The organism is Escherichia sp. S10b (genome assembly GCF_028421345.1).
Taxonomy (GTDB): Bacteria; Pseudomonadota; Gammaproteobacteria; order Enterobacterales; family Enterobacteriaceae; genus ECMA0423.
The window spans coordinates 110,431-132,774 of record NZ_JAHZSO010000167.1 but is presented as its reverse complement, the minus strand read 5'-3'; the positions used below and the strand labels follow the sequence as shown (position 1 = coordinate 132,774).

Below are 22,344 nucleotides of genomic sequence, written 5' to 3'. Positions count from 1 at the left end.
TTGTTTTTGTAATGCTGTATCATTAAGTTCATTAAATCGTACAGCAGATAAATGTTCTATCAAATTTCGCTCATTTGCAGAGGATTCATCATAATAAACGTAAAATTAATGTATCCTTACATCGAGTAATAAACATTTTTTATACAAAAAAAGACAGGAACGTATTTACTGGGTTAAACATAATCATCCTGCTTTTCATCACAAAAACCGCAGATAATCCTTCCTTTCCCCGGCAGCTGGCGTTATGGTCAGATGGTTTTTGCAACAAATCTCACAATAAAAAGTTTCAACATACTGACTATTTAGGGAAAAATATGCGCAAGATCACACAGGCAATCAGTGCCGTTTGCTTATTGTTCGCTCTAAACAGTTCCGCTGTTGCCCTGGCCTCATCTCCTTCACCGCTTAACCCTGGGACTAACGTTGCCAGGCTTGCTGAACAGGCACCAATTCATTGGGTTTCGGTCGCACAAATTGAAAATAGCCTCGCAGGGCGTCCGCCAATGGCGGTGGGGTTTGATATCGATGACACGGTACTTTTTTCCAGCCCGGGCTTCTGGCGCGGCAAAAAAACCTTCTCACCAGAAAGCGAAGATTATCTGAAAAATCCTGTGTTCTGGGAAAAAATGAACAATGGCTGGGATGAATTCAGCATTCCAAAAGAGGTCGCTCGCCAGCTGATTGATATGCATGTACGCCGCGGTGACGCGATCTTCTTTGTGACTGGTCGTAGCCCGACGAAAACAGAAACGGTTTCAAAAACGCTGGCGGATAATTTTCATATTCCTGTCACCAACATGAATCCGGTGATCTTTGCGGGCGATAAACCAGGGCAAAATACAAAATCGCAATGGCTGCAGGATAAAAATATCCGAATTTTTTATGGCGATTCCGATAACGATATTACCGCCGCACGCGATGTCGGCGCTCGTGGTATCCGCATTCTGCGCGCCTCCAACTCTACCTACAAACCCTTGCCACAAGCGGGTGCGTTTGGTGAAGAGGTGATCGTCAATTCAGAATACTGACAGAGCGGGAGAGCGTGACACTCTCCCGAATGCTGTTTTTTTAATCACACCTTTATCCTTTCGCTGTCTTGCTGCAAACTGATTAAGAGAGTTTTATCAAGGAGCAGCACATGTGGTATCAAAAGACGCTCACGCTTAGCGCCAAATCTCGTGGGTTTCATCTGGTAACGGATGAAATTCTGAATCAGCTGGCTGATATGCCGCGCGTTAACATCGGCTTACTGCATCTGTTGCTGCAACATACCTCCGCCTCTCTGACACTTAATGAGAACTGCGATCCCACCGTACGCCACGACATGGAGCGTTTTTTCCTCCGCACCGTTCCCGACAACGGAAATTATGAGCATGACTATGAGGGAGCAGACGATATGCCTTCTCATATCAAATCCTCAATGCTGGGAACATCGCTTGTATTGCCGTTACATAAAGGGCGTATTCAGACCGGCACCTGGCAAGGCATCTGGCTGGGGGAACATCGCATCCACGGCGGATCGCGTCGCATCATCGCGACATTACAAGGGGAGTAAAAAATGACCATTTCGGAGTTGCTACAATATTGCATGGCAAAACCAGGCGCAGAACAGAGCGTGCATAACGACTGGAAAGCGACGCAGATCAAAGTGGAAGATGTACTGTTTGCGATGGTGAAAGAAGTAGAAAATCGCCCAGCTGTTTCGCTGAAAACCAGCCCGGAGCTGGCGGAGCTGCTACGTCAGCAGCACAGCGATGTGCGTCCTAGCCGCCATCTGAATAAAGCGCACTGGAGCACCGTGTATCTCGACGGTTCGCTGCCGGATTCGCAAATCTATTATCTGGTGGATGCGTCTTATCAGCAGGCAGTGAATTTACTACCGGAAGAAAAGCGTAAATTGCTGGTACAACTCTGAAAGGAAAAGGCCGCTCAGAAAGCGGCCTTAACGATTACAGCATCGGCTTGAGGAAGCGTGCCGTATGCGAAGCTTCGCACTCCGCGACGGTTTCTGGCGTACCGGAGACGAGGATTTCGCCGCCGCCACTGCCGCCTTCTGGTCCCAGGTCGACAATCCAGTCAGCGGTTTTGATCACGTCGAGATTGTGCTCAATCACCACAATGGTATTGCCCTGATCGCGCAGTTTATGCAGCACGTCGAGGAGTTGCTGAATATCGGCGAAGTGCAGACCGGTGGTCGGCTCGTCGAGAATATACAGCGTCTGCCCGGTGCCGCGTTTTGACAGCTCACGCGCCAGCTTCACGCGCTGGGCTTCACCACCAGAAAGTGTGGTTGCGGACTGCCCCAGGCGAATGTACGTCAGACCAACGTCCATCAACGTTTGCAGCTTACGCGCCAGAGCTGGCACCGCATCAAAGAACTCACGCGCCTCTTCGATGGTCATATCCAGCACTTCGTGGATGGTTTTGCCTTTGTACTTAATTTCCAGCGTTTCACGGTTATAGCGTTTACCTTTGCACTGATCGCACGGCACGTAGATATCCGGCAGGAAGTGCATCTCCACTTTGATCACACCGTCGCCCTGACAGGCTTCGCAGCGCCCGCCACGGACGTTAAAGCTGAAACGTCCTGGCGTATAACCACGCGCACGGGATTCCGGTACGCCCGCAAACAGTTCGCGCACAGGTGTAAACACGCCGGTATAGGTCGCCGGGTTAGAACGTGGAGTACGACCAATTGGGCTTTGGTCGATATCGATCACTTTATCGAAATGCTCCAGCCCCTGAATATCGCGATACGGTGCCGGTTCGGCGATGGTCGCACCATTCAACTGGCGTTGGGCAATCGGGAACAGTGTGTCGTTAATCAGCGTCGATTTACCGGAACCTGAAACCCCTGTGATGCAGGTAAACAGACCGACTGGCAGCGTGAGCGTCACGTCCTTCAGGTTGTTGCCGCGTGCACCTGTCAGCTTCAGCACTTTTTCTGGATTCGCCGGAACGCGTTTCTTCGGCACTTCAATCTTGCGTTTACCGCTCATGTACTGCCCGGTCAACGATTCAGGCACTGCCATAATCGCTTCCAGCGGACCTTCTGCGACCACTTCACCGCCGTGAACACCCGCACCAGGACCGATATCGATCACATGGTCAGCGGCGCGAATTGCGTCTTCGTCATGCTCCACCACAATCACGGTATTACCGAGATCGCGCAGATGGATAAGCGTACCCAACAGGCGCTCGTTATCGCGCTGGTGCAGGCCGATAGACGGCTCGTCCAGTACATACATAACGCCAACCAGGCCCGCACCAATCTGGCTCGCCAGACGGATACGCTGGGCTTCACCGCCGGAAAGTGTTTCTGCCGAGCGGGAAAGTGTCAGGTAATTCAGGCCGACGTTAACGAGGAATTTCAGACGATCGCCGATCTCTTTAAGGATTTTTTCTGCAATCTTCGCCCGCTGACCAGCTAGTTTGAGATTGTTGAAGAATTCCATCGCATGACCGATGCTCATGTCGGAGATAGCAGGCAGCGGCGTATTCTCGACATAAACGTGGCGCGCTTCCCGACGCAGACGCGTCCCTTCGCAGCTGGCGCATGGGCGATTGCTGATAAACTTGGCTAATTCTTCACGTACCGCACTGGATTCTGTCTCTTTATAACGGCGCTCCATATTGTGCAGCACGCCTTCGAACGGATGACGACGGATGGAGGTATCGCCACGATCGTTCATGTATTTGAATTCAATGTTTTCTTTGCCAGAACCGTACAACACCACTTTATGCACGTTCGCGCTCAGGCTGCCCCACGGCGCTTCGACGTCGAACTTATAGTGATCTGCCAGCGATTTCAGCATCTGGAAATAATAGAAGTTGCGGCGATCCCAGCCACGGATCGCACCGCCAGCCAGTGACAGCTCGGGGTTTTGGATCACGCGGTCAGGATCGAAATATTGCTGTACGCCAAGGCCGTCACAGGTCGGGCAGGCACCTGCCGGGTTGTTAAACGAAAACAGTCGCGGCTCCAGTTCACGCATACTGTAGCCGCAAATTGGGCAGGCGAAGTTGGCGGAGAACAGCAGCTCTTCCGCTTTCGGGTCGTCCATATCCGCCACTACCGCTGTACCACCGGAAAGCTCCAGCGCGGTTTCAAACGACTCCGCAAGACGTTGGGTAAGATCGTCACGCACCTTGAAGCGATCAACCACCACTTCAATAGTGTGTTTCTTTTGCAGTTCCAGTTTCGGCGGATCGGAAAGATCGCAGACTTCGCCATCAATACGAGCACGGATGTAACCCTGGCTTGCCAGGTTCTCCAGCGTTTTGGTGTGTTCGCCTTTGCGCTCTTTAATGATTGGCGCGAGCAGCATCAGACGCTTGCCTTCCGGCTGCGACAGCACGTTATCCACCATCTGGCTGACGGTTTGCGCCGCCAGCGGGACGTCGTGGTCCGGACAGCGCGGTTCGCCGACGCGGGCGAACAACAAACGCAAATAGTCGTGGATTTCGGTGATTGTCCCCACCGTAGAACGCGGGTTATGAGACGTCGATTTCTGCTCAATTGAGATGGCAGGAGAAAGCCCCTCAATATGATCGACGTCCGGCTTTTCCATCAGTGACAGAAACTGCCGCGCGTAGGCGGAAAGGGATTCAACGTAACGGCGCTGCCCTTCGGCATATAAGGTGTCGAAAGCGAGCGAGGATTTGCCAGAACCCGAAAGCCCGGTCACGACAATGAGCTTGTCGCGGGGGATAACGAGGTTGATGTTTTTGAGATTATGGGTGCGGGCGCCCCGAACTTCGATCTTATCCATTCACCTTTCCCGGATTAAACGCTTTTTTGCCCGGTGGCATGGTGCTACCGGCGATCACAAACGGTTAATTATGACACAAATTGACCTGAATGAATATACAGTATTGGAATGCATTACCCGGAGTGTTGTGTAACAATGTCTGGCCAGGTTTGTTTCCCGGAACCGAGGTCACAACATAGTAAAAGCGCTATTGGTAATGGTACAATCGCGCGTTTACACTTATTCAGAACGATTTTTTTCAGGAGACACGAACATGGCCAGCAGAGGCGTAAACAAGGTTATTCTCGTTGGTAATCTGGGTCAGGACCCGGAAGTACGCTACATGCCAAATGGTGGCGCAGTTGCCAACATTACGCTGGCTACTTCCGAATCCTGGCGTGATAAAGCGACCGGCGAGATGAAAGAACAGACTGAATGGCACCGCGTTGTGCTGTTCGGCAAACTGGCAGAAGTGGCGAGCGAATATCTGCGTAAAGGTTCTCAGGTTTATATCGAAGGTCAGCTGCGTACCCGTAAATGGACCGATCAATCCGGTCAGGATCGCTACACCACAGAAGTCGTGGTGAACGTTGGCGGCACCATGCAGATGCTGGGTGGTCGTCAGGGTGGTGGCGCTCCGGCAGGTGGCAATATCGGTGGTGGTCAGCCGCAGGGCGGTTGGGGTCAGCCTCAGCAGCCGCAGGGTGGCAATCAGTTCAGCGGCGGCGCGCAGTCTCGCCCGCAGCAGTCCGCTCCGGCAGCGCCGTCTAACGAGCCGCCGATGGACTTTGATGATGACATTCCGTTCTGATTTGTCATTAAAACAATAGGTTATATTGTTTTAAGGTGGATGATTAAAGCATCTGCCAGCCATAAAAAAGAAGCCTCCGTTATGGAGGCTTCTACGTATCAGGTCAAAATCATTGGCCATTGTGGCGGTGTCTGATTCATCTCTTCTATCATCACCGACTCGATGTTGTGCCAGATAGCGGTGATGTCCGCCATTGTGATGCCAAGCAACCCCATTGCGAACCAACAGGCGGAAACAACGCCCAGACCGCTGCTGATCACCGCAAGCCCGACATAATCAGACCGACGAAAACGGATGTTGAGTGTGCTGGCCAGAAACATCATTACGGCACTAAGAAGTTGCCAGCGAAGAAGAACCACGCCAGTGGTGAGGGTAGCCATCAAACAATTCCTCTGAAAAGAGCCGATGCCCTGGACAGCGCGGCGTTGTTCACGGGAGGCGTGGTACACTCTGGCTATCGCGGGGCTTGCAGAACACAAAAATGAAACACTCTGTTTGTTTCATTAATTTTGTGAACTATATCACAATTGATTGTTTGTTAGCCATATTAGGCCGTGACTTTTATTGCTGTACAGATTATGTGGTTTTTCAGTGGCATTAAGGGCATATCTTCCCGCCGCCTCTGCATTCCTGTAGGAAATTAATTTTGAATATCAATGAATTATTTTCATCCAGGTGACGATTAGAAAGGTATCAATTTCAAATCAGGCAAAAGTGCTATTTATACCGTAAGATTTATCTAAAGACGTCGGTACCCAGGGTTTTCACCTTGCAATGGCCGGGTATAAACAGGCAGGAAATTGATAGCAATGAGTCATCGTGCACGACACCAATTACTGGCGTTGCCGGGCATTATCTTTTTAGTTCTCTTTCCCATCATTCTTTCGCTATGGATTGCCTTCCTTTGGGCAAAATCAGAAGTGAATAATCAGCTCCGAACCTTTGCTCAACTGGCACTGGATAAATCCGAGCTGGTCATTCGCCAGGCAGATTTAGTGAGCGATGCAGCTGAACGCTATCAGGGGCAAGTTTGCACTCCAGCCCATCAAAAGCGAATGTTGAATATTATTCGTGGCTATCTTTATATTAATGAATTGATCTATGCCCGTGATAACCATTTTTTATGCTCATCGCTGATAGCGCCTGTAAACGGCTATACGATTGCACCGGCCGATTATAAGCGTGAACCTAACGTTTCTATCTATTATTACCGCGATACGCCTTTTTTCTCTGGCTATAAAATGACCTATATGCAGCGGGGAAATTATGTGGCGGTTATCAACCCTCTCTTCTGGAGTGAAGTGATGTCTGATGATCCGACATTGCAATGGGGTGTGTATGATACGGTGACGAAAACCTTTTTCTCGTTAAGCAAAGAGGCCTCGGCAGCAACGTTTTCTCCGCTGATTCATTTGAAGGATTTAACCGTACAAAGAAATGGCTATTTATATGCGACAGTTTATTCGACAAAACGCCCAATTGCAGCCATTGTTGCGACTTCATATCAACGTCTTATAACCCATTTTTATAATCATCTTATTTTTGCGTTGCCCGCCGGTATTTTGGGGAGTCTTGTTCTGCTATTACTCTGGCTACGTATTCGACAAAACTATTTATCTCCCAAACGTAAATTGCAACGCGCCCTCGAAAAACATCAACTTTGTCTTTATTACCAGCCAATAATCGATATCAAAACAGAAAAATGTATCGGCGCTGAAGCGTTGTTACGTTGGCTTGGTGAGCAGGGGCAAATAATGAATCCGGCAGAGTTTATTCCGCTGGCAGAAAAGGAGGGGATGATAGAACAGGTAACTGATTATGTTATTGATAATGTCTTCCGCGATCTGGGCGATTACCTGGCAACACATGCAGATCGCTATGTTTCTATTAACCTGTCGGCCTCCGATTTTCATACGTCACGGTTGATAGCGCGAATCAATCAGAAAACAGAGCAATACGCGGTGCGTCCGCAGCAAATTAAATTTGAAGTGACTGAACATGCATTTCTTGATGTTGACAAAATGACGCCGATTATTCTGGCTTTCCGCCAGGCAGGTTACGAAGTGGCAATTGATGATTTTGGTATTGGCTACTCTAACTTGCATAACCTTAAATCATTGAATGTCGATATTTTGAAAATCGACAAATCGTTTGTTGAAACGCTGACCACCCACAAAACCAGTCATTTGATTGCGGAACACATCATCGAGCTGGCGCACAGCCTGGGGTTAAAAACGATCGCTGAAGGCGTCGAAACTGAGGAGCAGGTTAACTGGCTGCGCAAACGCGGCGTGCGCTATTGCCAGGGATGGTTCTTTGCGAAGGCGATGCCGCCGCAGGTGTTTATGCAATGGATGGAGCAATTACCCGCGCGGGAGTTAACGCGCGGGCAATAAAATTACAGGCGGTGGCGATAATCGCTGGGAGTGCGATCAAACTGCCGACGGAAAACGCGGGAGAAGGTCTGCTGCGAGACATAACCCAGGTCCATTGCGATATCAAAAATCGGACGCTCGGTGGTGCGCAACTCAACGGCGGCCAGTAACAGGCGGCGTTGGCGAATGTAATCGCCAAGCGTCTGATGCGTCACCGTGCGGAACATTCGTTGCAAGTACCACTTTGAATAGCCTGATTTTTTTGCGACTACATCAATGTTAAGCGGCTGGTCAATATGCTCGTCAATCCATGCGATAAGATCCTGAATAATTTTCTGATGGGACATAAATCTGCCTCTTTTCAGTGTTCAGTTCGTTAATTCATCTGTTGGGGAGTATAATTCCTCAAGTTAACTTGAGGTAAAGCGATTTATGGAAAAGAAATTACCCCGCATTAAAGCGCTGCTAACCCCCGGCGAAGTGGCGAAACGCAGCGGTGTGGCGGTATCGGCGCTGCATTTCTATGAAAGTAAAGGGTTGATTACCAGTATCCGTAACAGCGGCAATCAGCGGCGATATAAACGTGATGTGTTGCGATATGTTGCAATTATCAAAATTGCTCAGCGTATTGGCATTCCGCTGGCGACCATTGGTGAAGCGTTTGGCGTGTTGCCCGAAGGGCATACGTTAAGTGCGAAAGAGTGGAAACAGCTTTCGTCCCAATGGCGAGAAGAGTTGGATCGGCGCATTCATACCTTAGTAGCGCTGCGTGACGAACTGGACGGATGTATTGGTTGTGGCTGCCTTTCGCGCAGTGATTGCCCGTTGCGTAACCCGGGCGACCGCTTAGGAGAAGAAGGTACCGGCGCACGCTTGCTGGAAGATGAACAAAACTAAAGCGCCACAAGGGCGCTTTAGTTTGTTTTCCGGTCTTTGTCTTTCTCTCTATCCCGCTGGTACACAGGAGGGTTTCCCCCGACGTCAACACACCCCATTCGAGCACGTGGTGGAGGTTCCGGTTGGTGTTGATGCTTTAATTGTATGTCACCGGCATTTCTTCGCCAGTGTAAAAGTATACTTTTTATCCGCAATATTTTTGTCATCTCAGACGATTTTTTATCGCAATCCTGAACGGTATACGGCTCGATAACGCTGCAATCTTGCGCACCGACGATAACGTTTGCGCATCAATTGCCTGGTTTTTCATCGTCAAGACAATAAAAGAGAAAAAAGCAGCAAACTTCGGTTGAAAAAGCCGCTATGATCGCCGGATAATCGTTTGCTTTTTTTACCACCCGTTTTGTATGCGCGGAGCTAAACGTTTGCTTTTTTGCGACGCAGTAAATTGTCGCAAACCTGGAGCAGGAAGATAACGTTTCGCTGGCAGGGGATTGTCCGCCACGCATCTTGACGAAAATTAAACTCTCAGGGGATGTTTTCTTATGTCTACGCCATCAGCGCGTACCGGCGGTTCACTCGACGCCTGGTTTAAAATTTCACAACGTGGAAGCACTGTCCGTCAGGAAGTGGTTGCCGGGTTAACAACGTTTCTGGCGATGGTCTACTCGGTCATCGTCGTTCCAGGTATGTTGGGTAAAGCAGGCTTCCCGCCTGCGGCAGTTTTCGTTGCAACCTGTCTGGTTGCCGGACTCGGTTCTATCGTGATGGGTCTGTGGGCTAATCTGCCGTTGGCGATTGGTTGCGCCATCTCCCTGACGGCGTTTACCGCATTCAGCCTGGTGCTGGGGCAACATATTAGCGTACCTGTCGCGCTGGGTGCCGTGTTCCTGATGGGGGTGCTGTTTACGGTAATTTCTGCCACGGGTATCCGTAGCTGGATTTTGCGCAACTTGCCGCACGGTGTGGCGCACGGCACGGGGATCGGTATCGGTCTGTTCCTGCTGCTCATTGCCGCTAATGGTGTCGGTCTGGTGATTAAAAACCCGCTTGATGGTCTGCCCGTTGCGCTGGGTGATTTCGCGACCTTCCCGGTGATTATGTCACTGGTAGGTCTGGCGGTGATCATCGGCCTGGAAAAACTGAAAGTCCCTGGTGGCATTCTGCTGACCATTATCGGTATCTCAATTGTCGGTTTGATCTTCGATCCTAACGTCCATTTCTCCGGCGTTTTCGCCATGCCTTCATTGAGCGATGAAAACGGCAATTCACTGATTGGCAGCCTGGACATTATGGGCGCGCTGAATCCTGTAGTCCTGCCAAGCGTTCTGGCGCTGGTGATGACGGCAGTATTTGATGCCACCGGAACTATCCGTGCCGTCGCCGGCCAGGCGAACCTGCTGGATAAAGATGGGCAGATCATCGACGGTGGGAAAGCACTGACCACTGACTCCATGAGCAGCGTTTTCTCTGGCCTGGTGGGTGCTGCTCCGGCAGCGGTATACATCGAGTCTGCGGCGGGTACGGCGGCGGGCGGTAAAACCGGTTTGACGGCTATCACCGTTGGCGTGCTGTTCCTGCTGATTCTGTTCCTCTCTCCGCTCTCTTACCTCGTTCCGGGGTATGCAACGGCTCCGGCGCTGATGTACGTTGGCCTGCTGATGCTGAGCAACGTGGCGAAAATCGACTTTGCTGATTTTGTTGATGCGATGGCGGGTCTGGTTACGGCGGTATTCATCGTGCTGACCTGTAACATCGTAACAGGCATCATGATCGGCTTCGCGACTCTGGTGATTGGTCGTCTGGTTTCCGGCGAATGGCGCAAGTTGAACATCGGTACGGTCGTTATCGCCGTGGCGCTGGTGACCTTCTATGCGGGTGGCTGGGCTATCTAATCTTTCATCGGATTCTGAAAACGGGTGGCAATGGCTGCCCGTTTTTATTTTCTCCGCACATTGTGTGAGCTTTTGCGATATTCTGAAAAAATGAGAATTCAGGCATAACGTCTTTCTCAGATCATAAAAAAACATCGCAAACAGGGAACGCATGGAAATCTTCTTCACCATACTGATAATGACCCTCGTGGTCTCGCTGTCCGGGGTGGTCACTCGTGTCATGCCCTTTCAGATCCCGCTTCCGCTTATGCAAATCGCCATCGGTGCGCTACTGGCGTGGCCGACGTTTGGTTTGCATGTGGAGTTTGATCCTGAACTCTTTTTAGTCTTGTTTATCCCGCCGTTGCTGTTCGCTGATGGCTGGAAAACGCCGACCCGTGAATTTCTCGAACATGGTCGAGAGATTTTCGGCCTCGCGCTGGCGCTGGTGGTGGTCACCGTGGTCGGCATTGGCTTCCTTATTTACTGGGTGGTGCCGGGCATTCCGCTGATCCCCGCCTTTGCGCTGGCGGCGGTACTTTCTCCGACCGATGCTGTGGCGCTCTCCGGGATTGTTGGCGAAGGGCGCATCCCGAAAAAAATCATGGGCATTTTGCAGGGCGAAGCGTTGATGAATGACGCCTCCGGCCTGGTGTCGTTGAAGTTTGCCGTGGCAGTGGCGATGGGGACGATGATCTTCACCGTCGGCGGTGCGACGGTCGAATTTATGAAAGTAGCCATTGGTGGTATTCTTGCCGGTTTTGTGGTGAGCTGGCTGTATGGTCGCTCGCTGCGATTCCTCAGCCGCTGGGGCGGTGATGAACCCGCGACGCAGATCGTTCTGCTGTTCTTGCTGCCATTCGCTTCTTATCTGATTGCCGAACATATTGGCGTTTCCGGCATCCTCGCTGCGGTTGCCGCCGGGATGACCATCACCCGCTCCGGTGTGATGCGCCGTGCGCCGCTGGCAATGCGCCTGCGCGCAAACAGCACCTGGGCGATGCTGGAATTTGTCTTTAACGGCATGGTGTTCCTGCTGTTAGGTCTGCAGCTGCCGGGTATTCTGGAGACGTCGCTGATGGCGGCAGAAATCGACCCTAACGTCGAAATCTGGATGCTGTTTACCGATATTATTCTGATATATGCGGCGCTGATGCTGGTCCGTTTCGGCTGGCTGTGGACGATGAAAAAGTTCAGCAACCGCTTCCTGAAGAAGAAGCCGATGGAGTTTGGTTCGTGGACCACACGAGAAATCCTGATCGCGTCTTTCGCCGGGGTGCGTGGGGCGATCACTCTGGCCGGTGTGCTCTCTATCCCGCTGCTCTTGCCGGATGGTAACGTCTTCCCGGCGCGCTATGAGCTGGTGTTCCTGGCGGCTGGCGTCATTCTCTTCTCGCTGTTTGTCGGCGTGGTGATGTTGCCTATTCTGCTACAACACATTGAAGTCGCGGACCATTCGCAACAATTGAAAGAAGAACGTATTGCGCGAGCGGCAACGGCAGAAGTGGCGATTGTGGCGATCCAGAAAATGGAGGAGCGTCTGGCGGCGGATACCGAAGAGAATATCGATAACCAGCTGCTTACGGAGGTCAGTTCTCGCGTCATTGGTAACCTGCGTCGTCGCGCCGATGGACGTAACGACGTTGAAAGTTCCGTGCAGGAAGAGAACCTTGAGCGTCGCTTCCGTCTGGCGGCATTGCGTTCTGAACGTGCTGAACTGTACCACCTGCGCGCCACGCGGGAGATCAGCAACGAAACGCTGCAAAAATTACTGCACGATCTCGATTTGCTTGAAGCGTTGCTAATTGAGGAAAATCAGTAAGCCGAAAGCGACGTAACCAGGCCCGAGGTAATCTGAAAAAGGTGCAATCTTTTGCACCTTTAACAGGTTAGCTCGGGCTAACATTCATGATTCTAAAACAAATAAGTTATCTCTCTTGTAAAGTCAATTCATTGGCTGTTCTTCGACTTAACCTCAATCTGCGTGTTGCATAATATCTGCAGTAATCTTCATAGCGACTGCATTAATATTATCCTCAGTTTGTGACATGCCAGTATGAGAGGTACAATCTTCTTCAAAGAATTTCTGTAGTGTTACCAGGGTATCACTATCAATGGGGATATTTTCCTCCCCACGGAGAATAGAAATGCCCATTCCCTGGACGCTAGCCTCATCAAAATTAACCCGATAGAGACGGGTATTAAACATACAGGCTTTTGTTAAAATAGAACAGTTGAAATGGCAGTTGCTTAAATTGGCATTATTAAAATTAACATTAGCCATATTAGAGCCGGTACATATAACCATTTCGAGGAATGTATTTGTTAGCCACGTACAAAAGAGTTTGCTATCAATTAAGTTTATACTCTGGAGGATTGCTTTGTTCAGATTGACGCGAGACAGATCAGCATGTTCAAAGTTAATTAAATCGAGTTTAGAGAAACTAAGGTCGGCTTTAAATAAATTAACATATGGCGCTATTACTTTATAAAGATTTACCTCAGCCATGTACGCCATATAAAAATTTGAATAGTCAAGAAAGGTATTTTTAATATTGGCTCTATTCATTGCTGCATTGTAGAATTGAACATGCATAGCGGAGCATGCATTTAGAGTTCCGTCGGCCATTTTTATCTGAGCGAAATTTGAGTCATCGAGAATACAATTATCAAAAAGTATTTTTTCCATTATGGCGTAATAAAAATTCGTTTTATACATATTACAGTCCTGGAAAATAGCGTTTTGTAGTCTGCAACCTGCAAAATTCGAATTGGATAAATCTTCATCTTTAATCACGATACCTTTCAGGCTAAGGTGTGAAAAATCGTAACCACCATTTACTGTCTGTGGAATTTCGATAGTATTATTATGGACGGCGACATTATTTATAAAATATACCACCTTAATGGATACTTCCTTTTCTTTACTAAGGTAAACTCTTCTCGTAATTCTATCGTCACATTTATTATTTGCATATAAAGCTATATCTATAAAATGTTTATGTATTTTCCTGTCCGTTTCCTTCGTGATTTTTCCTGATGGTAAACTATCATAAATTCTTTTCATTTTCTGAATCAAACCTATCACTTTTTCATGATCATCCATCTTGAAAAGAGAGAGGGCTTTATTGTCAATTAACGTGTTTTTATGATGTTTGCTGTAATTATATGATTTTGTTTTCTTTGTATGTGATGAACTTGTGAAAGAGTGGTTATCGTTAATCTGGCAAAGAGAGAAAAACATATTATTTAAACCATTATAGCGCATAAAATATCCTTATAATTAACAAGAAAGAAAAGGCATATTCTCTGCATTATCATTTTCTACGACTGTCAAAAATCGCTCATTTTTTAATGAGTTTATTTGTTTAATATTATGGGAAAAGGTGATGCATGCTGGAGAGGAAGAGTATTCCCCGGTCAGGCGACCGGGGAAGGGGAGAGATTAATGTGCGCGGCCTTGCTCAACGCCAAAGCCGGTCTGGGAGCGGATAAACTGTGCACGGAACAGTTCACGCTCGCGCGCACCTTCCGCTGAGTTATCGGTTGCCGAGAAGAACCAGATGCCGAGGAATGCCACGGTGATAGAGAACAGCGCCGGGTATTCATACGGGAAGATGGCTTTTTCGTGACCAAGGATCTGTACCCAAATCGTCGGGCCGAGGATCATCAGTACCACTGCGGTAATCAGCCCCAGCCAGCCACCCATCATCGCGCCACGAGTGGTCAGTTTCGACCAGTACATAGAAAGCAGAATGATCGGGAAGTTACAGCTCGCTGCGATGGCAAACGCCAGGCCTACCATGAAGGCGATGTTCTGATTCTCAAACAGCACGCCGAGGATAATGGCAATCACACCTAAAATCAGCACGGTGATTTTCGATACCCGCAGTTCTTCACGTTCGGTCGCGCCTTTTTTGAAGACGTTAGCGTACAGGTCATGCGAAACCGCTGATGCGCCCGCCAGCGTCAGACCAGCAACCACCGCAAGAATGGTGGCAAAAGCAACCGCTGAAATAAAACCGAGGAACAGGTTGCCGCCCACTGCATTCGCCAGGTGAACGGCCGCCATGTTGTTACCACCAATCAGATGGCCCGCCGCGTCTTTATATTCCGGATTCGCACCAACCAGCATGATCGCGCCGAAGCCGATAATAAAGGTCAGAATATAGAAGTAGCCCATAAATCCGGTGGCGTAGAACACGCTCTTACGTGCTTCGCGGGCATCGCTGACTGTAAAGAAGCGCATCAGAATGTGCGGCAAGCCCGCCGTACCAAACATCAGTCCCAGACCCAGAGAGAGCGCGGAGATCGGATCTTTCACCAGCCCGCCCGGCTTCATGATGTCGACACCTTTCGGGTGTACCGCCATCGCTTCACTGAACAGATTGTTGAAGCTAAAGCCGACGTGTTTCATCACCATAAAGGCCATAAAGCTGGCACCGAACAGCAACAGCACGGCTTTGATAATCTGTACCCAAGTGGTCGCCAGCATGCCGCCGAACAGGACGTACATCATCATCAGCACGCCGACCAGCACCACCGCAATGTGATAGTTAAGGCCAAACAGCAGCTCGATCAGTTTACCTGCGCCCACCATCTGGGCGATAAGGTAAAGCGCCACCACCACCAGAGAACCACAGGCCGAAAGAATACGAATCGGCCCTTGTTTCAGACGGTAAGAGGCCACATCGGCAAAGGTGTAGCGCCCCAGGTTACGCAGACGTTCGGCAATCAGGAACAAAATGATCGGCCAGCCCACCAGGAAGCCCAGCGAGTAAATTAAGCCGTCATAGCCGGAGGTAAACACCAGCGCGGAGATCCCCAAGAATGAGGCGGCGGACATATAGTCCCCGGCAATCGCCAGCCCGTTCTGGAAGCCAGTGATATTGCCGCCTGCGGTGTAGTAGTCGCTACGAGAACGTACGCGTTTTGATGCCCAGTAGGTAATGCCGAGCGTAAACACGACGAAAATCAGGAACATAATAATCGCCTGCCAGTTCGTTGGCTGGCGCTCTACGGCCCCGCTAATAGCATCCGCGGCGTTAGCTGCGAAAGGGAGTGTGGCGGCAAGCGCCGTCAGAACTCTTTTCATGATGCTTGTACCTCATGCAGGACTTCATTATTAAGACGGTCGAATTCGCCGTTCGCCCGCCAGATGTAGATACCGGTGAGAACAAAGGAGATCACAATCACTCCAACACCAATTGGAATACCGCGTGTGACGCTGGTGTTCGGATTCAGCGGCGTGCCCAGCCAGCCGGGCGCGAAGGCGATCAGTAAAATAAAGCCGATATAAACTGCCAGCATAATAATCGACAGGATGGTGGCAAACCGTTGCCGTTTTTCGACTAACTCCCTGAAATGCGCATTGTCTTCTATCCGCTGATAAATAGTGCCATTCATCACAGATTCTCCAGAGGTAATGTAGGGATTGTTTTAATTCCCGCTCCCTTATGGGAGAAGGTTAACGCTCGGGTAACCCTTGCCGAATGTAGGCCGGATAAGGCGTTTACGCCGCATCCGGCAATCAATGCCTGATGCGACGCTGTCGCGTCTTATCAGGCCTACAAACCGTTACCGACTCGCATCCGGCAATTGTGGGTTACGATGGCATCGCGATAGCCTGCTTCTCTTCAAGCAGCTTCTCGACTACGCCAGGATCGGCAAGCGTCGAGGTATCGCCCAGGTTGCTGGTATCGCCCGCCGCAATTTTGCGCAGAATACGGCGCATAATTTTGCCGGAGCGGGTTTTAGGCAGGGAGTCGGTCCAGTGCAGCACGTCTGGCGTCGCCAGCGGGCCAATCTCTTTACGCACCCAGTTGCGGACTTCTGCGTACAGTTCTGGTGACGGTTCCTCCCCGTGATTAAGCGTGACGTAGGCGTAGATCGCCTGACCTTTAATATTGTGCGGAATACCTACTACGGCGGCTTCGGCAATCTTCGGATGCGCCACCAGCGCCGACTCAATCTCTGCCGTCCCCAGACGGTGACCGGAGACGTTCAGCACGTCGTCCACACGCCCGGTGATCCAGTAATAGCCATCTTCATCGCGACGCGCGCCGTCGCCGCTGAAATACATATTTTTGAAGGTGGAGAAGTAGGTCTGTTCAAAACGTTCGTGATCGCCAAACAGCGTACGCGCCTGACCCGGCCAGGAGTCGGTGATCACCAGGCTGCCTTCGGTAGCGCCTTCCAGCGGGTTACCTTCGTTATCGACCAGCGCCGGTTGCACGCCGAAGAACGGACGTGTTGCCGAACCGGCTTTCAGCTCGGTAGCGCCAGGCAGCGGCGTGATCATGAAACCGCCAGTTTCGGTCTGCCACCAGGTATCGACCACCGGACATTTCTCGTTGCCGATTTTTTTCCAGTACCACTCCCACGCTTCCGGGTTAATTGGCTCGCCCACGGAACCGAGAATGCGCAGCGACGAACGGTCGGTGCCTTCGATCGCTTTATCGCCTTCCGCCATCAGCGCGCGGATCGCCGTGGGTGCGGTATAGAGAATATTGACCTGATGCTTGTCCACCACCTGCGCCATACGGGCAGGCGTCGGCCAGTTGGGTACGCCTTCAAACATCAGCGTGGTCGCACCGCAGGCCAGCGGGCCGTACAGCAAGTAACTGTGTCCGGTCACCCAGCCCACATCGGCGGTGCACCAGTAGATATCACCCGGATGATAATCAAAGACATATTTAAAGGTCAGCGCCGCGTACACCAGATAACCGCCGGTAGTATGCAGCACACCTTTTGGCTTACCGGTAGAACCGGAGGTGTAGAGAATAAACAGCGGATCTTCGGCGTTCATCTCTTCCGCCTGGTGCTGATCGCTCGCTTGCTCAACCAGGTCGTGCCACCACAGGTCGCGCCCTTCCTGCCAGTCAATTTTCCCGCCAGTACGCTTCAGTACCACCACATGCTCTACGCTGGTGACGTTCGGGTTTTTCAGCGCGTCATCAACGTTTTTCTTCAGCGGAATACTGCGCCCGGCACGCACACCTTCGTCGGAAGTGATCACCAGTCGTGAGTTGGAATCAATAATGCGCCCGGCAACGGCTTCCGGCGAGAAGCCGCCGAAAATCACCGAATGCACCGCGCCAATGCGGGCGCAGGCCAGCATCGCAACCGCGGCTTCCGGCACCATCGGCATATAAATCGCCACCACATCACCTTTTTTAATGCCCAGCTCGAGCAGGGTATTGGCGAAGCGGCAGACGTCGCGGTGCAGCTCTTTATAGCTGATATGTTTGCTCTGGCTGGCGTCGTCGCCTTCCCAGATGATGGCGGTGCGATCGCCGTTTTCTTGCAGATGGCGGTCAAGGCAGTTTGCCGCCAGATTCAGCGTGCCGTCCTCGTACCATTTAATGGACACATTACCGGGGGCAAAGGAGGTGTTTTTCACCTTCTGGTAAGGTTTGATCCAGTCAAGAATTTTTCCCTGTTCGCCCCAGAAGGTATCAGGTACGTTAATAGATTGTTGATACATCGCCTCGTACTGCTGAGGGTTTATCAGGCAACGGTCTGCGATGTTGGCAGGAATGGTGTGTTTGTGAATTTGGCTCATGCTTTTGTTCTCCTTGTAGGATGTTAATAATATGTGGCATAAGCGTTAAATGTAGGGGTATTGGCAGTTTTGTTTAGTATTTGGGCGACAGATCACGCAAAAGTAGAATTGTGCAAATAAACGGCAGGGTAATTTTTGAAGGTCAGCAACAAAAGTTGATTAATTCTTTGAGGAACATGCAGTTATGCATGCTGTTGAAAAAGAGGAAGATACTGACTAACTCTAAAGTGGTATTTTACATGCACTTACAATTGATTAAAGACAACATTCACAGTGTGGTTATTTGTTACACATAGGGGCGAGCAATGTCATGACAGTGTAGGTGCGGTTACTGTCGTGAAAACAATAAAAACCGCCATTGCAACAATGGCGCAATTCGGATGAAGCCCCTATGACAAGGATAAAAATAAACGCACGCCGTATCTTCAGCTTATTGATTCCTTTTTTCTTTTTCACTTCTGTTCACGCTGAACAAACGGCAGCTCCCGCAAAACCTGTAACTGTGGAAGCGAAGAATGAAACCTTTGCCCCGCAGCATCCCGATCAATATCTCTCCTGGAAAGCCACCTCGGAACAGTCAGAGCGTGTTGACGCCCTGGCGGAAGATCCACGGCTGGTGATCCTGTGGGCGGGGTATCCCTTCTCGCGCGATTACAACAAGCCGCGTGGACATGCCTTTGCTGTGACCGATGTGCGTGAAACCCTGCGTACCGGTGCGCCGAAAAACGCTGAAGATGGTCCGCTACCGATGGCGTGCTGGAGTTGTAAAAGCCCGGATGTGGCGCGTCTGATCCAGAAAGACGGCGAAGATGGCTACTTCCACGGTAAGTGGGCGCGCGGCGGCCCGGAAATCGTCAACAACTTAGGTTGTGCCGACTGCCATAACACCGCCTCACCAGAGTTCGCCAAAGGCAAACCGGAGTTAACCCTTTCCCGTCCGTATGCGGCTCGCGCGATGGAAGCCATTGGTAAACCTTTTGAGAAAGCCGGACGTTTCGACCAGCAATCGATGGTTTGCGGTCAGTGCCATGTGGAGTATTACTTCGACGGCAAAAACAAAGCGGTTAAATTCCCGTGGGATGACGGCATGAAAGTCGAAAATATGGAGCAGTATTACGACAAAATTGCCTTCTCTGACTGGACTAACTCCCTGTCGAAAACGCCAATGCTGAAAGCGCAGCACCCGGAATATGAAACCTGGACAGCGGGCATTCACGGTAAAAACAACGTGACCTGTATCGACTGCCATATGCCAAAAGTGCAGAACGCCGAAGGCAAACTCTACACCGACCATAAAATTGGTAATCCGTTTGATAACTTCGCCCAGACTTGTGCGAACTGCCATACCCAGGACAAAGCTGCCTTGCAAAAAGTGGTCGCGGAACGTAAGCAGTCGATTAACGACCTGAAAATCAAGGTTGAAGATCAACTGGTTCACGCTCACTTCGAAGCGAAAGCAGCGCTGGATGCAGGCGCGACGGAAGCTGAAATGAAGCCAATTCAGGACGATATCCGTCATGCCCAGTGGCGCTGGGATCTGGCGATCGCTTCCCACGGCATTCATATGCACGCACCGGAAGAAGGTTTACGGATGCTCGGTACGGCGATGGATAAAGCGGCGGATGCACGCACCAAACTGGCGCGCCTGCTGGCGACCAAAGGCATCACCCATGAAATCCAGATCCCGGATATCTCAACCAAAGAGAAAGCCCAGCAGGCCATTGGCCTGAACATGGAACAAATCAATGCCGAGAAGCAGGACTTCATCAAAACGGTGATCCCGCAGTGGGAAGAACAGGCACGTAAAAACGGTCTGTTAAGCCAATAACCCCGTTCCGCCTCGCAAGGGGCGGAAAACACAATGGAGTGAATATGAGCGTATTACGTTCGTTATTAACTGCCGGGGTGCTGGCGTCGGGCCTGTTGTGGAGCCTGAACGGAATTACCGCTACCCCTGCGGCGCAGGCATCTGATGATCGCTACGAAGTTACCCAGCAGCGTAACCCGGATGCCGCCTGTCTGGACTGTCATAAGCCAGATACCGAAGGTATGCATGGAAAACATGCTTCCGTTATCAACCCGAATAACAAACTGCCGGTCACCTGCACCAACTGTCACGGCCAGCCATCACCGCAACACCGCGAAGGGGTGAAAGATGTGATGCGCTTTAACGAGCCGATGTACAAGGTTGGAGAGCAGAACAGCGTCTGTATGTCCTGTCATCTGCCGGAACAGTTGCAAAAAGCGTTCTGGCCGCACGATGTCCACGTAACCAAAGTGGCGTGCGCCAGCTGCCATTCCCTGCATCCACAGCAAGATACGATGCAGACGTTAAGTGACAAAGGACGGATTAAGATTTGCGTCGATTGCCACAGCGATCAGCGCACCAATCCGAACTTTAACCCGGCGTCTGTTCCGTTGCTTAAGGAGCAGCCATGACCTGGTCTCGTCGCCAGTTTCTCACCGGCGTCGGCGTGCTGGCAGCCGTCAGCGGCACCGCAGGGCGCGTGGTGGCGAAAACGTTGAATATCAATGGGGTGCGTTACGGCATGGTGCATGACGAGTCGTTATGCATCGGCTGTACCGCCTGTATGGATGCTTGTCGGGAAGTGAACAAGGTGCCGGAAGGCGTCTCGCGCCTGACGATTATTCGTAGCGAGCCGCAGGGCGAATTTCCTGATGTGAAATATCGCTTCTTCCGTAAGTCTTGCCAGCACTGCGATCATGCGCCGTGCGTTGACGTCTGCCCGACCGGTGCGTCTTTTCGTGATGCCGCTAGCGGGATTGTCGATGTTAATCCTGATCTCTGCGTCGGTTGTCAGTACTGCATCGCCGCCTGTCCGTACCGCGTGCGCTTTATCCATCCGGTCACGAAGACGGCGGACAAATGCGATTTCTGCCGTAAAACCAATTTGCAGGCCGGTAAGCTGCCCGCGTGCGTTGAGGCTTGCCCGACGAAGGCGCTGACGTTTGGCAATCTGGACGATCCTAACAGTGAGATTTCGCAACTGCTGCGCCAGAAGCCTACTTACCGCTACAAGCTGGCGCTGGGAACCAAACCGAAGCTGTACCGCGTACCGTTTAAATACGGGGAGGTGAGCCAATGACGCAGACTTCCGCATTTCATTTTGAATCGCTGGTGTGGGACTGGCCGATTGCCATCTACCTGTTTTTGATTGGTATTTCTGCCGGTCTGGTGACGCTGGCCGTGCTGTTACGTCGCTTCTACCCGCAGGCGGGCGGTGCAGACAGTACGTTGCTGCGCACCACGCTGATTGTCGGGCCGGGCGCGGTGATCCTCGGTCTGTTGATCCTCGTCTTCCACCTGACAAGACCGTGGACCTTCTGGAAGCTGATGTTCCACTACAGTTTTACCTCGGTGATGTCGATGGGGGTGATGCTGTTTCAGCTCTACATGGTGGTGCTGGTGCTGTGGCTGGCGAAAATCTTTGAACATGATTTGCTTGCCCTGCAACAACGCTGGTTGCCGAAGCTGGGGATCGTGCAAAAGGTTCTGAGCCTGCTGACGCCCGTTCATCGCGGACTGGAAACATTGATGCTGGTGTTGGCGGTGTTGTTGGGGGCTTATACCGGCTTTCTGCTGTCGGCGCTGAAATCGTATCCGTTCCTCAATAACCCGATCCTGCCGGTGCTGTTCCTCTTCTCCGGCATCTCGTCCGGTGCGGCGGTGGCGCTGATCGCCATGGCGATACGCCAACGCAGTAACCCGCATTCCACGGAAGCGCAGTTTGTACACCGTATGGAAATCCCCGTGGTATGGGGTGAAATCTTCCTGCTGGTGGCGTTTTTTGTCGGTCTGGCGCTGGGCGATGACGGTAAAGTGCGTGCGCTGGTGGCGGCATTAGGTGGCGGTTTCTGGACGTGGTGGTTCTGGCTTGGTGTCGCCGGGCTGGGGCTGATTGTGCCAATGTTGCTCAAACCGTGGGTCAATCGCAGTTCCGGCATTCCTGCCGTGCTGGCGGCGTGTGGGGCCAGTCTGGTCGGCGTGTTGATGCTGCGCTTTTTCATTCTCTACGCCGGACAGTTGACGGTGGCGTAAGCCAGAAAAGAG

19 protein-coding genes are annotated in these 22,344 nt (G+C 51.2%); 12 read left to right on the top strand and 7 right to left on the bottom strand.

What is annotated here, in order from left to right:
• Positions 1-314 precede the first annotated feature (314 nt).
• The 3 genes from aphA to FTE26_RS16490 all read left to right on the top strand — a co-directional run bounded on the left by aphA (position 315) and on the right by FTE26_RS16490 (position 1,915).
• Positions 315-1,028: an acid phosphatase AphA gene (gene aphA, locus FTE26_RS16500; protein ID WP_001307512.1), complete on the top strand. Its 714-nt coding sequence runs from the start codon at positions 315-317 to the stop codon at positions 1,026-1,028.
• Positions 1,029-1,138: 110 nt separating this feature from the next.
• Entirely contained in the window at positions 1,139-1,555 is a 417-nt protein-coding gene (locus tag FTE26_RS16495) for a secondary thiamine-phosphate synthase enzyme YjbQ (protein ID WP_000270372.1), read from the top strand.
• A gap of 3 nt (positions 1,556-1,558) precedes the next feature.
• Positions 1,559-1,915 carry an MmcQ/YjbR family DNA-binding protein gene (locus tag FTE26_RS16490; protein ID WP_000155657.1) on the top strand — a complete coding sequence of 119 codons (357 nt, stop codon included), beginning with the start codon at positions 1,559-1,561 and terminating at the stop codon, positions 1,913-1,915.
• A 34-nt stretch (positions 1,916-1,949) separates the two neighbouring features.
• On the opposite strand, the gene uvrA is transcribed toward FTE26_RS16490, so the two are convergent.
• Positions 1,950-4,772: an excinuclease ABC subunit UvrA gene (gene uvrA, locus FTE26_RS16485; protein ID WP_000357740.1), complete on the bottom strand. Its 2,823-nt coding sequence runs from the start codon at positions 4,770-4,772 to the stop codon at positions 1,950-1,952.
• Positions 4,773-5,025: 253 nt separating this feature from the next.
• Here uvrA and ssb1 point away from each other — a divergent pair, with 253 nt between their 5' ends.
• A complete protein-coding gene (gene ssb1 / locus FTE26_RS16480) occupies positions 5,026-5,562 on the top strand; it encodes a single-stranded DNA-binding protein SSB1 (RefSeq protein WP_000168305.1) in 537 nt (178 codons plus the stop codon).
• A 98-nt stretch (positions 5,563-5,660) separates the two neighbouring features.
• Here ssb1 and FTE26_RS16475 read toward each other — a convergent pair whose 3' ends face one another.
• Positions 5,661-5,942: a YjcB family protein gene (locus FTE26_RS16475; RefSeq protein ID WP_001295689.1), complete on the bottom strand. Its 282-nt coding sequence runs from the start codon at positions 5,940-5,942 to the stop codon at positions 5,661-5,663.
• Between the two features lie 429 nt (positions 5,943-6,371).
• Here FTE26_RS16475 and pdeC point away from each other — a divergent pair, with 429 nt between their 5' ends.
• Positions 6,372-7,958, top strand: coding sequence for a c-di-GMP phosphodiesterase PdeC (gene pdeC / locus FTE26_RS16470; RefSeq protein WP_000019539.1), 1,587 nt, complete (start codon positions 6,372-6,374; stop codon positions 7,956-7,958).
• A gap of 2 nt (positions 7,959-7,960) precedes the next feature.
• Here the strand turns inward: pdeC and soxS are convergent, their stop codons facing one another.
• Positions 7,961-8,284 (bottom strand): superoxide response transcriptional regulator SoxS, encoded by a 324-nt coding sequence (gene soxS / locus FTE26_RS16465; protein ID WP_000019358.1) that lies wholly within the window; start codon positions 8,282-8,284, stop codon positions 7,961-7,963.
• Positions 8,285-8,369: 85 nt separating this feature from the next.
• Here soxS and soxR point away from each other — a divergent pair, with 85 nt between their 5' ends.
• From soxR to FTE26_RS16450, 3 genes are all read left to right on the top strand, one after another.
• On the top strand, positions 8,370-8,834 hold the full coding sequence (soxR, locus tag FTE26_RS16460; RefSeq protein WP_000412428.1) for a redox-sensitive transcriptional activator SoxR: 465 nt from the start codon (positions 8,370-8,372) through the stop codon (positions 8,832-8,834).
• Positions 8,835-9,379: 545 nt separating this feature from the next.
• Positions 9,380-10,729: a guanine/hypoxanthine transporter GhxP gene (gene ghxP, locus FTE26_RS16455; protein ID WP_000106882.1), complete on the top strand. Its 1,350-nt coding sequence runs from the start codon at positions 9,380-9,382 to the stop codon at positions 10,727-10,729.
• Between the two features lie 151 nt (positions 10,730-10,880).
• Positions 10,881-12,530: a Na+/H+ antiporter gene (locus tag FTE26_RS16450; RefSeq protein ID WP_000402207.1), complete on the top strand. Its 1,650-nt coding sequence runs from the start codon at positions 10,881-10,883 to the stop codon at positions 12,528-12,530.
• A 153-nt stretch (positions 12,531-12,683) separates the two neighbouring features.
• Here the strand turns inward: FTE26_RS16450 and FTE26_RS16445 are convergent, their stop codons facing one another.
• From FTE26_RS16445 to acs, 4 genes are all read right to left on the bottom strand, one after another.
• Positions 12,684-13,976, bottom strand: coding sequence for a pentapeptide repeat-containing protein (locus tag FTE26_RS16445; RefSeq protein ID WP_001270139.1), 1,293 nt, complete (start codon positions 13,974-13,976; stop codon positions 12,684-12,686).
• 177 nt (positions 13,977-14,153) lie between these two features.
• Positions 14,154-15,803: a cation/acetate symporter ActP gene (gene actP, locus FTE26_RS16440; protein WP_000832573.1), complete on the bottom strand. Its 1,650-nt coding sequence runs from the start codon at positions 15,801-15,803 to the stop codon at positions 14,154-14,156.
• Positions 15,800-16,114 (bottom strand): DUF485 domain-containing protein, encoded by a 315-nt coding sequence (locus tag FTE26_RS16435; protein WP_001014565.1) that lies wholly within the window; start codon positions 16,112-16,114, stop codon positions 15,800-15,802. Before FTE26_RS16435 ends, actP begins: the two co-directional genes overlap by 4 nt.
• 199 nt (positions 16,115-16,313) lie before the next feature.
• Positions 16,314-18,272: an acetate--CoA ligase gene (acs, locus tag FTE26_RS16430; RefSeq protein WP_000078239.1), complete on the bottom strand. Its 1,959-nt coding sequence runs from the start codon at positions 18,270-18,272 to the stop codon at positions 16,314-16,316.
• 391 nt (positions 18,273-18,663) lie between these two features.
• Here acs and nrfA point away from each other — a divergent pair, with 391 nt between their 5' ends.
• The 4 genes from nrfA to nrfD are packed head-to-tail and all read left to right on the top strand — an operon-like array spanning position 18,664 to position 22,332.
• On the top strand, positions 18,664-20,100 hold the full coding sequence (gene nrfA / locus FTE26_RS16425) for an ammonia-forming nitrite reductase cytochrome c552 subunit (RefSeq protein WP_001297583.1): 1,437 nt from the start codon (positions 18,664-18,666) through the stop codon (positions 20,098-20,100).
• Positions 20,101-20,144: 44 nt separating this feature from the next.
• Positions 20,145-20,711 carry a cytochrome c nitrite reductase pentaheme subunit gene (nrfB, locus tag FTE26_RS16420; protein WP_001295391.1) on the top strand — a complete coding sequence of 189 codons (567 nt, stop codon included), beginning with the start codon at positions 20,145-20,147 and terminating at the stop codon, positions 20,709-20,711.
• Positions 20,708-21,379, top strand: coding sequence for a cytochrome c nitrite reductase Fe-S protein (gene nrfC, locus FTE26_RS16415; RefSeq protein ID WP_000220281.1), 672 nt, complete (start codon positions 20,708-20,710; stop codon positions 21,377-21,379). Before nrfB ends, nrfC begins: the two co-directional genes overlap by 4 nt.
• The gene (gene nrfD, locus FTE26_RS16410; RefSeq protein ID WP_000195171.1) at positions 21,376-22,332 is read left to right on the top strand and encodes a cytochrome c nitrite reductase subunit NrfD; all 957 of its coding nucleotides are present in this window, start codon (positions 21,376-21,378) and stop codon (positions 22,330-22,332) included. Before nrfC ends, nrfD begins: the two co-directional genes overlap by 4 nt.
• Positions 22,333-22,344 lie beyond the last annotated feature (12 nt).

Excerpts from the sequence above, each read along its gene's own strand:
- pdeC (WP_000019539.1), top strand. The coding sequence starts at position 6,372 with ATGAGTCATCGTGCACGACACCAATTACTGGCGTTGCCGGGCATTATC.
- soxR (WP_000412428.1), top strand. The coding sequence starts at position 8,370 with ATGGAAAAGAAATTACCCCGCATTAAAGCGCTGCTAACCCCCGGCGAA.
- nrfA (WP_001297583.1), top strand. The coding sequence starts at position 18,664 with ATGACAAGGATAAAAATAAACGCACGCCGTATCTTCAGCTTATTGATT.
- acs (WP_000078239.1), bottom strand. The coding sequence starts at position 18,272 with ATGAGCCAAATTCACAAACACACCATTCCTGCCAACATCGCAGACCGT.
- uvrA (WP_000357740.1), bottom strand. The coding sequence starts at position 4,772 with ATGGATAAGATCGAAGTTCGGGGCGCCCGCACCCATAATCTCAAAAAC.
- ghxP (WP_000106882.1), top strand. The coding sequence starts at position 9,380 with ATGTCTACGCCATCAGCGCGTACCGGCGGTTCACTCGACGCCTGGTTT.
- FTE26_RS16435 (WP_001014565.1), bottom strand. The coding sequence starts at position 16,114 with ATGAATGGCACTATTTATCAGCGGATAGAAGACAATGCGCATTTCAGG.
- actP (WP_000832573.1), bottom strand. The coding sequence starts at position 15,803 with ATGAAAAGAGTTCTGACGGCGCTTGCCGCCACACTCCCTTTCGCAGCT.
- aphA (WP_001307512.1), top strand. The coding sequence starts at position 315 with ATGCGCAAGATCACACAGGCAATCAGTGCCGTTTGCTTATTGTTCGCT.
- nrfD (WP_000195171.1), top strand. The coding sequence starts at position 21,376 with ATGACGCAGACTTCCGCATTTCATTTTGAATCGCTGGTGTGGGACTGG.
- soxS (WP_000019358.1), bottom strand. The coding sequence starts at position 8,284 with ATGTCCCATCAGAAAATTATTCAGGATCTTATCGCATGGATTGACGAG.
- nrfC (WP_000220281.1), top strand. The coding sequence starts at position 20,708 with ATGACCTGGTCTCGTCGCCAGTTTCTCACCGGCGTCGGCGTGCTGGCA.
- FTE26_RS16495 (WP_000270372.1), top strand. The coding sequence starts at position 1,139 with ATGTGGTATCAAAAGACGCTCACGCTTAGCGCCAAATCTCGTGGGTTT.
- FTE26_RS16490 (WP_000155657.1), top strand. The coding sequence starts at position 1,559 with ATGACCATTTCGGAGTTGCTACAATATTGCATGGCAAAACCAGGCGCA.
- FTE26_RS16445 (WP_001270139.1), bottom strand. The coding sequence starts at position 13,976 with ATGCGCTATAATGGTTTAAATAATATGTTTTTCTCTCTTTGCCAGATT.
- FTE26_RS16450 (WP_000402207.1), top strand. The coding sequence starts at position 10,881 with ATGGAAATCTTCTTCACCATACTGATAATGACCCTCGTGGTCTCGCTG.
- FTE26_RS16475 (WP_001295689.1), bottom strand. The coding sequence starts at position 5,942 with ATGGCTACCCTCACCACTGGCGTGGTTCTTCTTCGCTGGCAACTTCTT.
- ssb1 (WP_000168305.1), top strand. The coding sequence starts at position 5,026 with ATGGCCAGCAGAGGCGTAAACAAGGTTATTCTCGTTGGTAATCTGGGT.
- nrfB (WP_001295391.1), top strand. The coding sequence starts at position 20,145 with ATGAGCGTATTACGTTCGTTATTAACTGCCGGGGTGCTGGCGTCGGGC.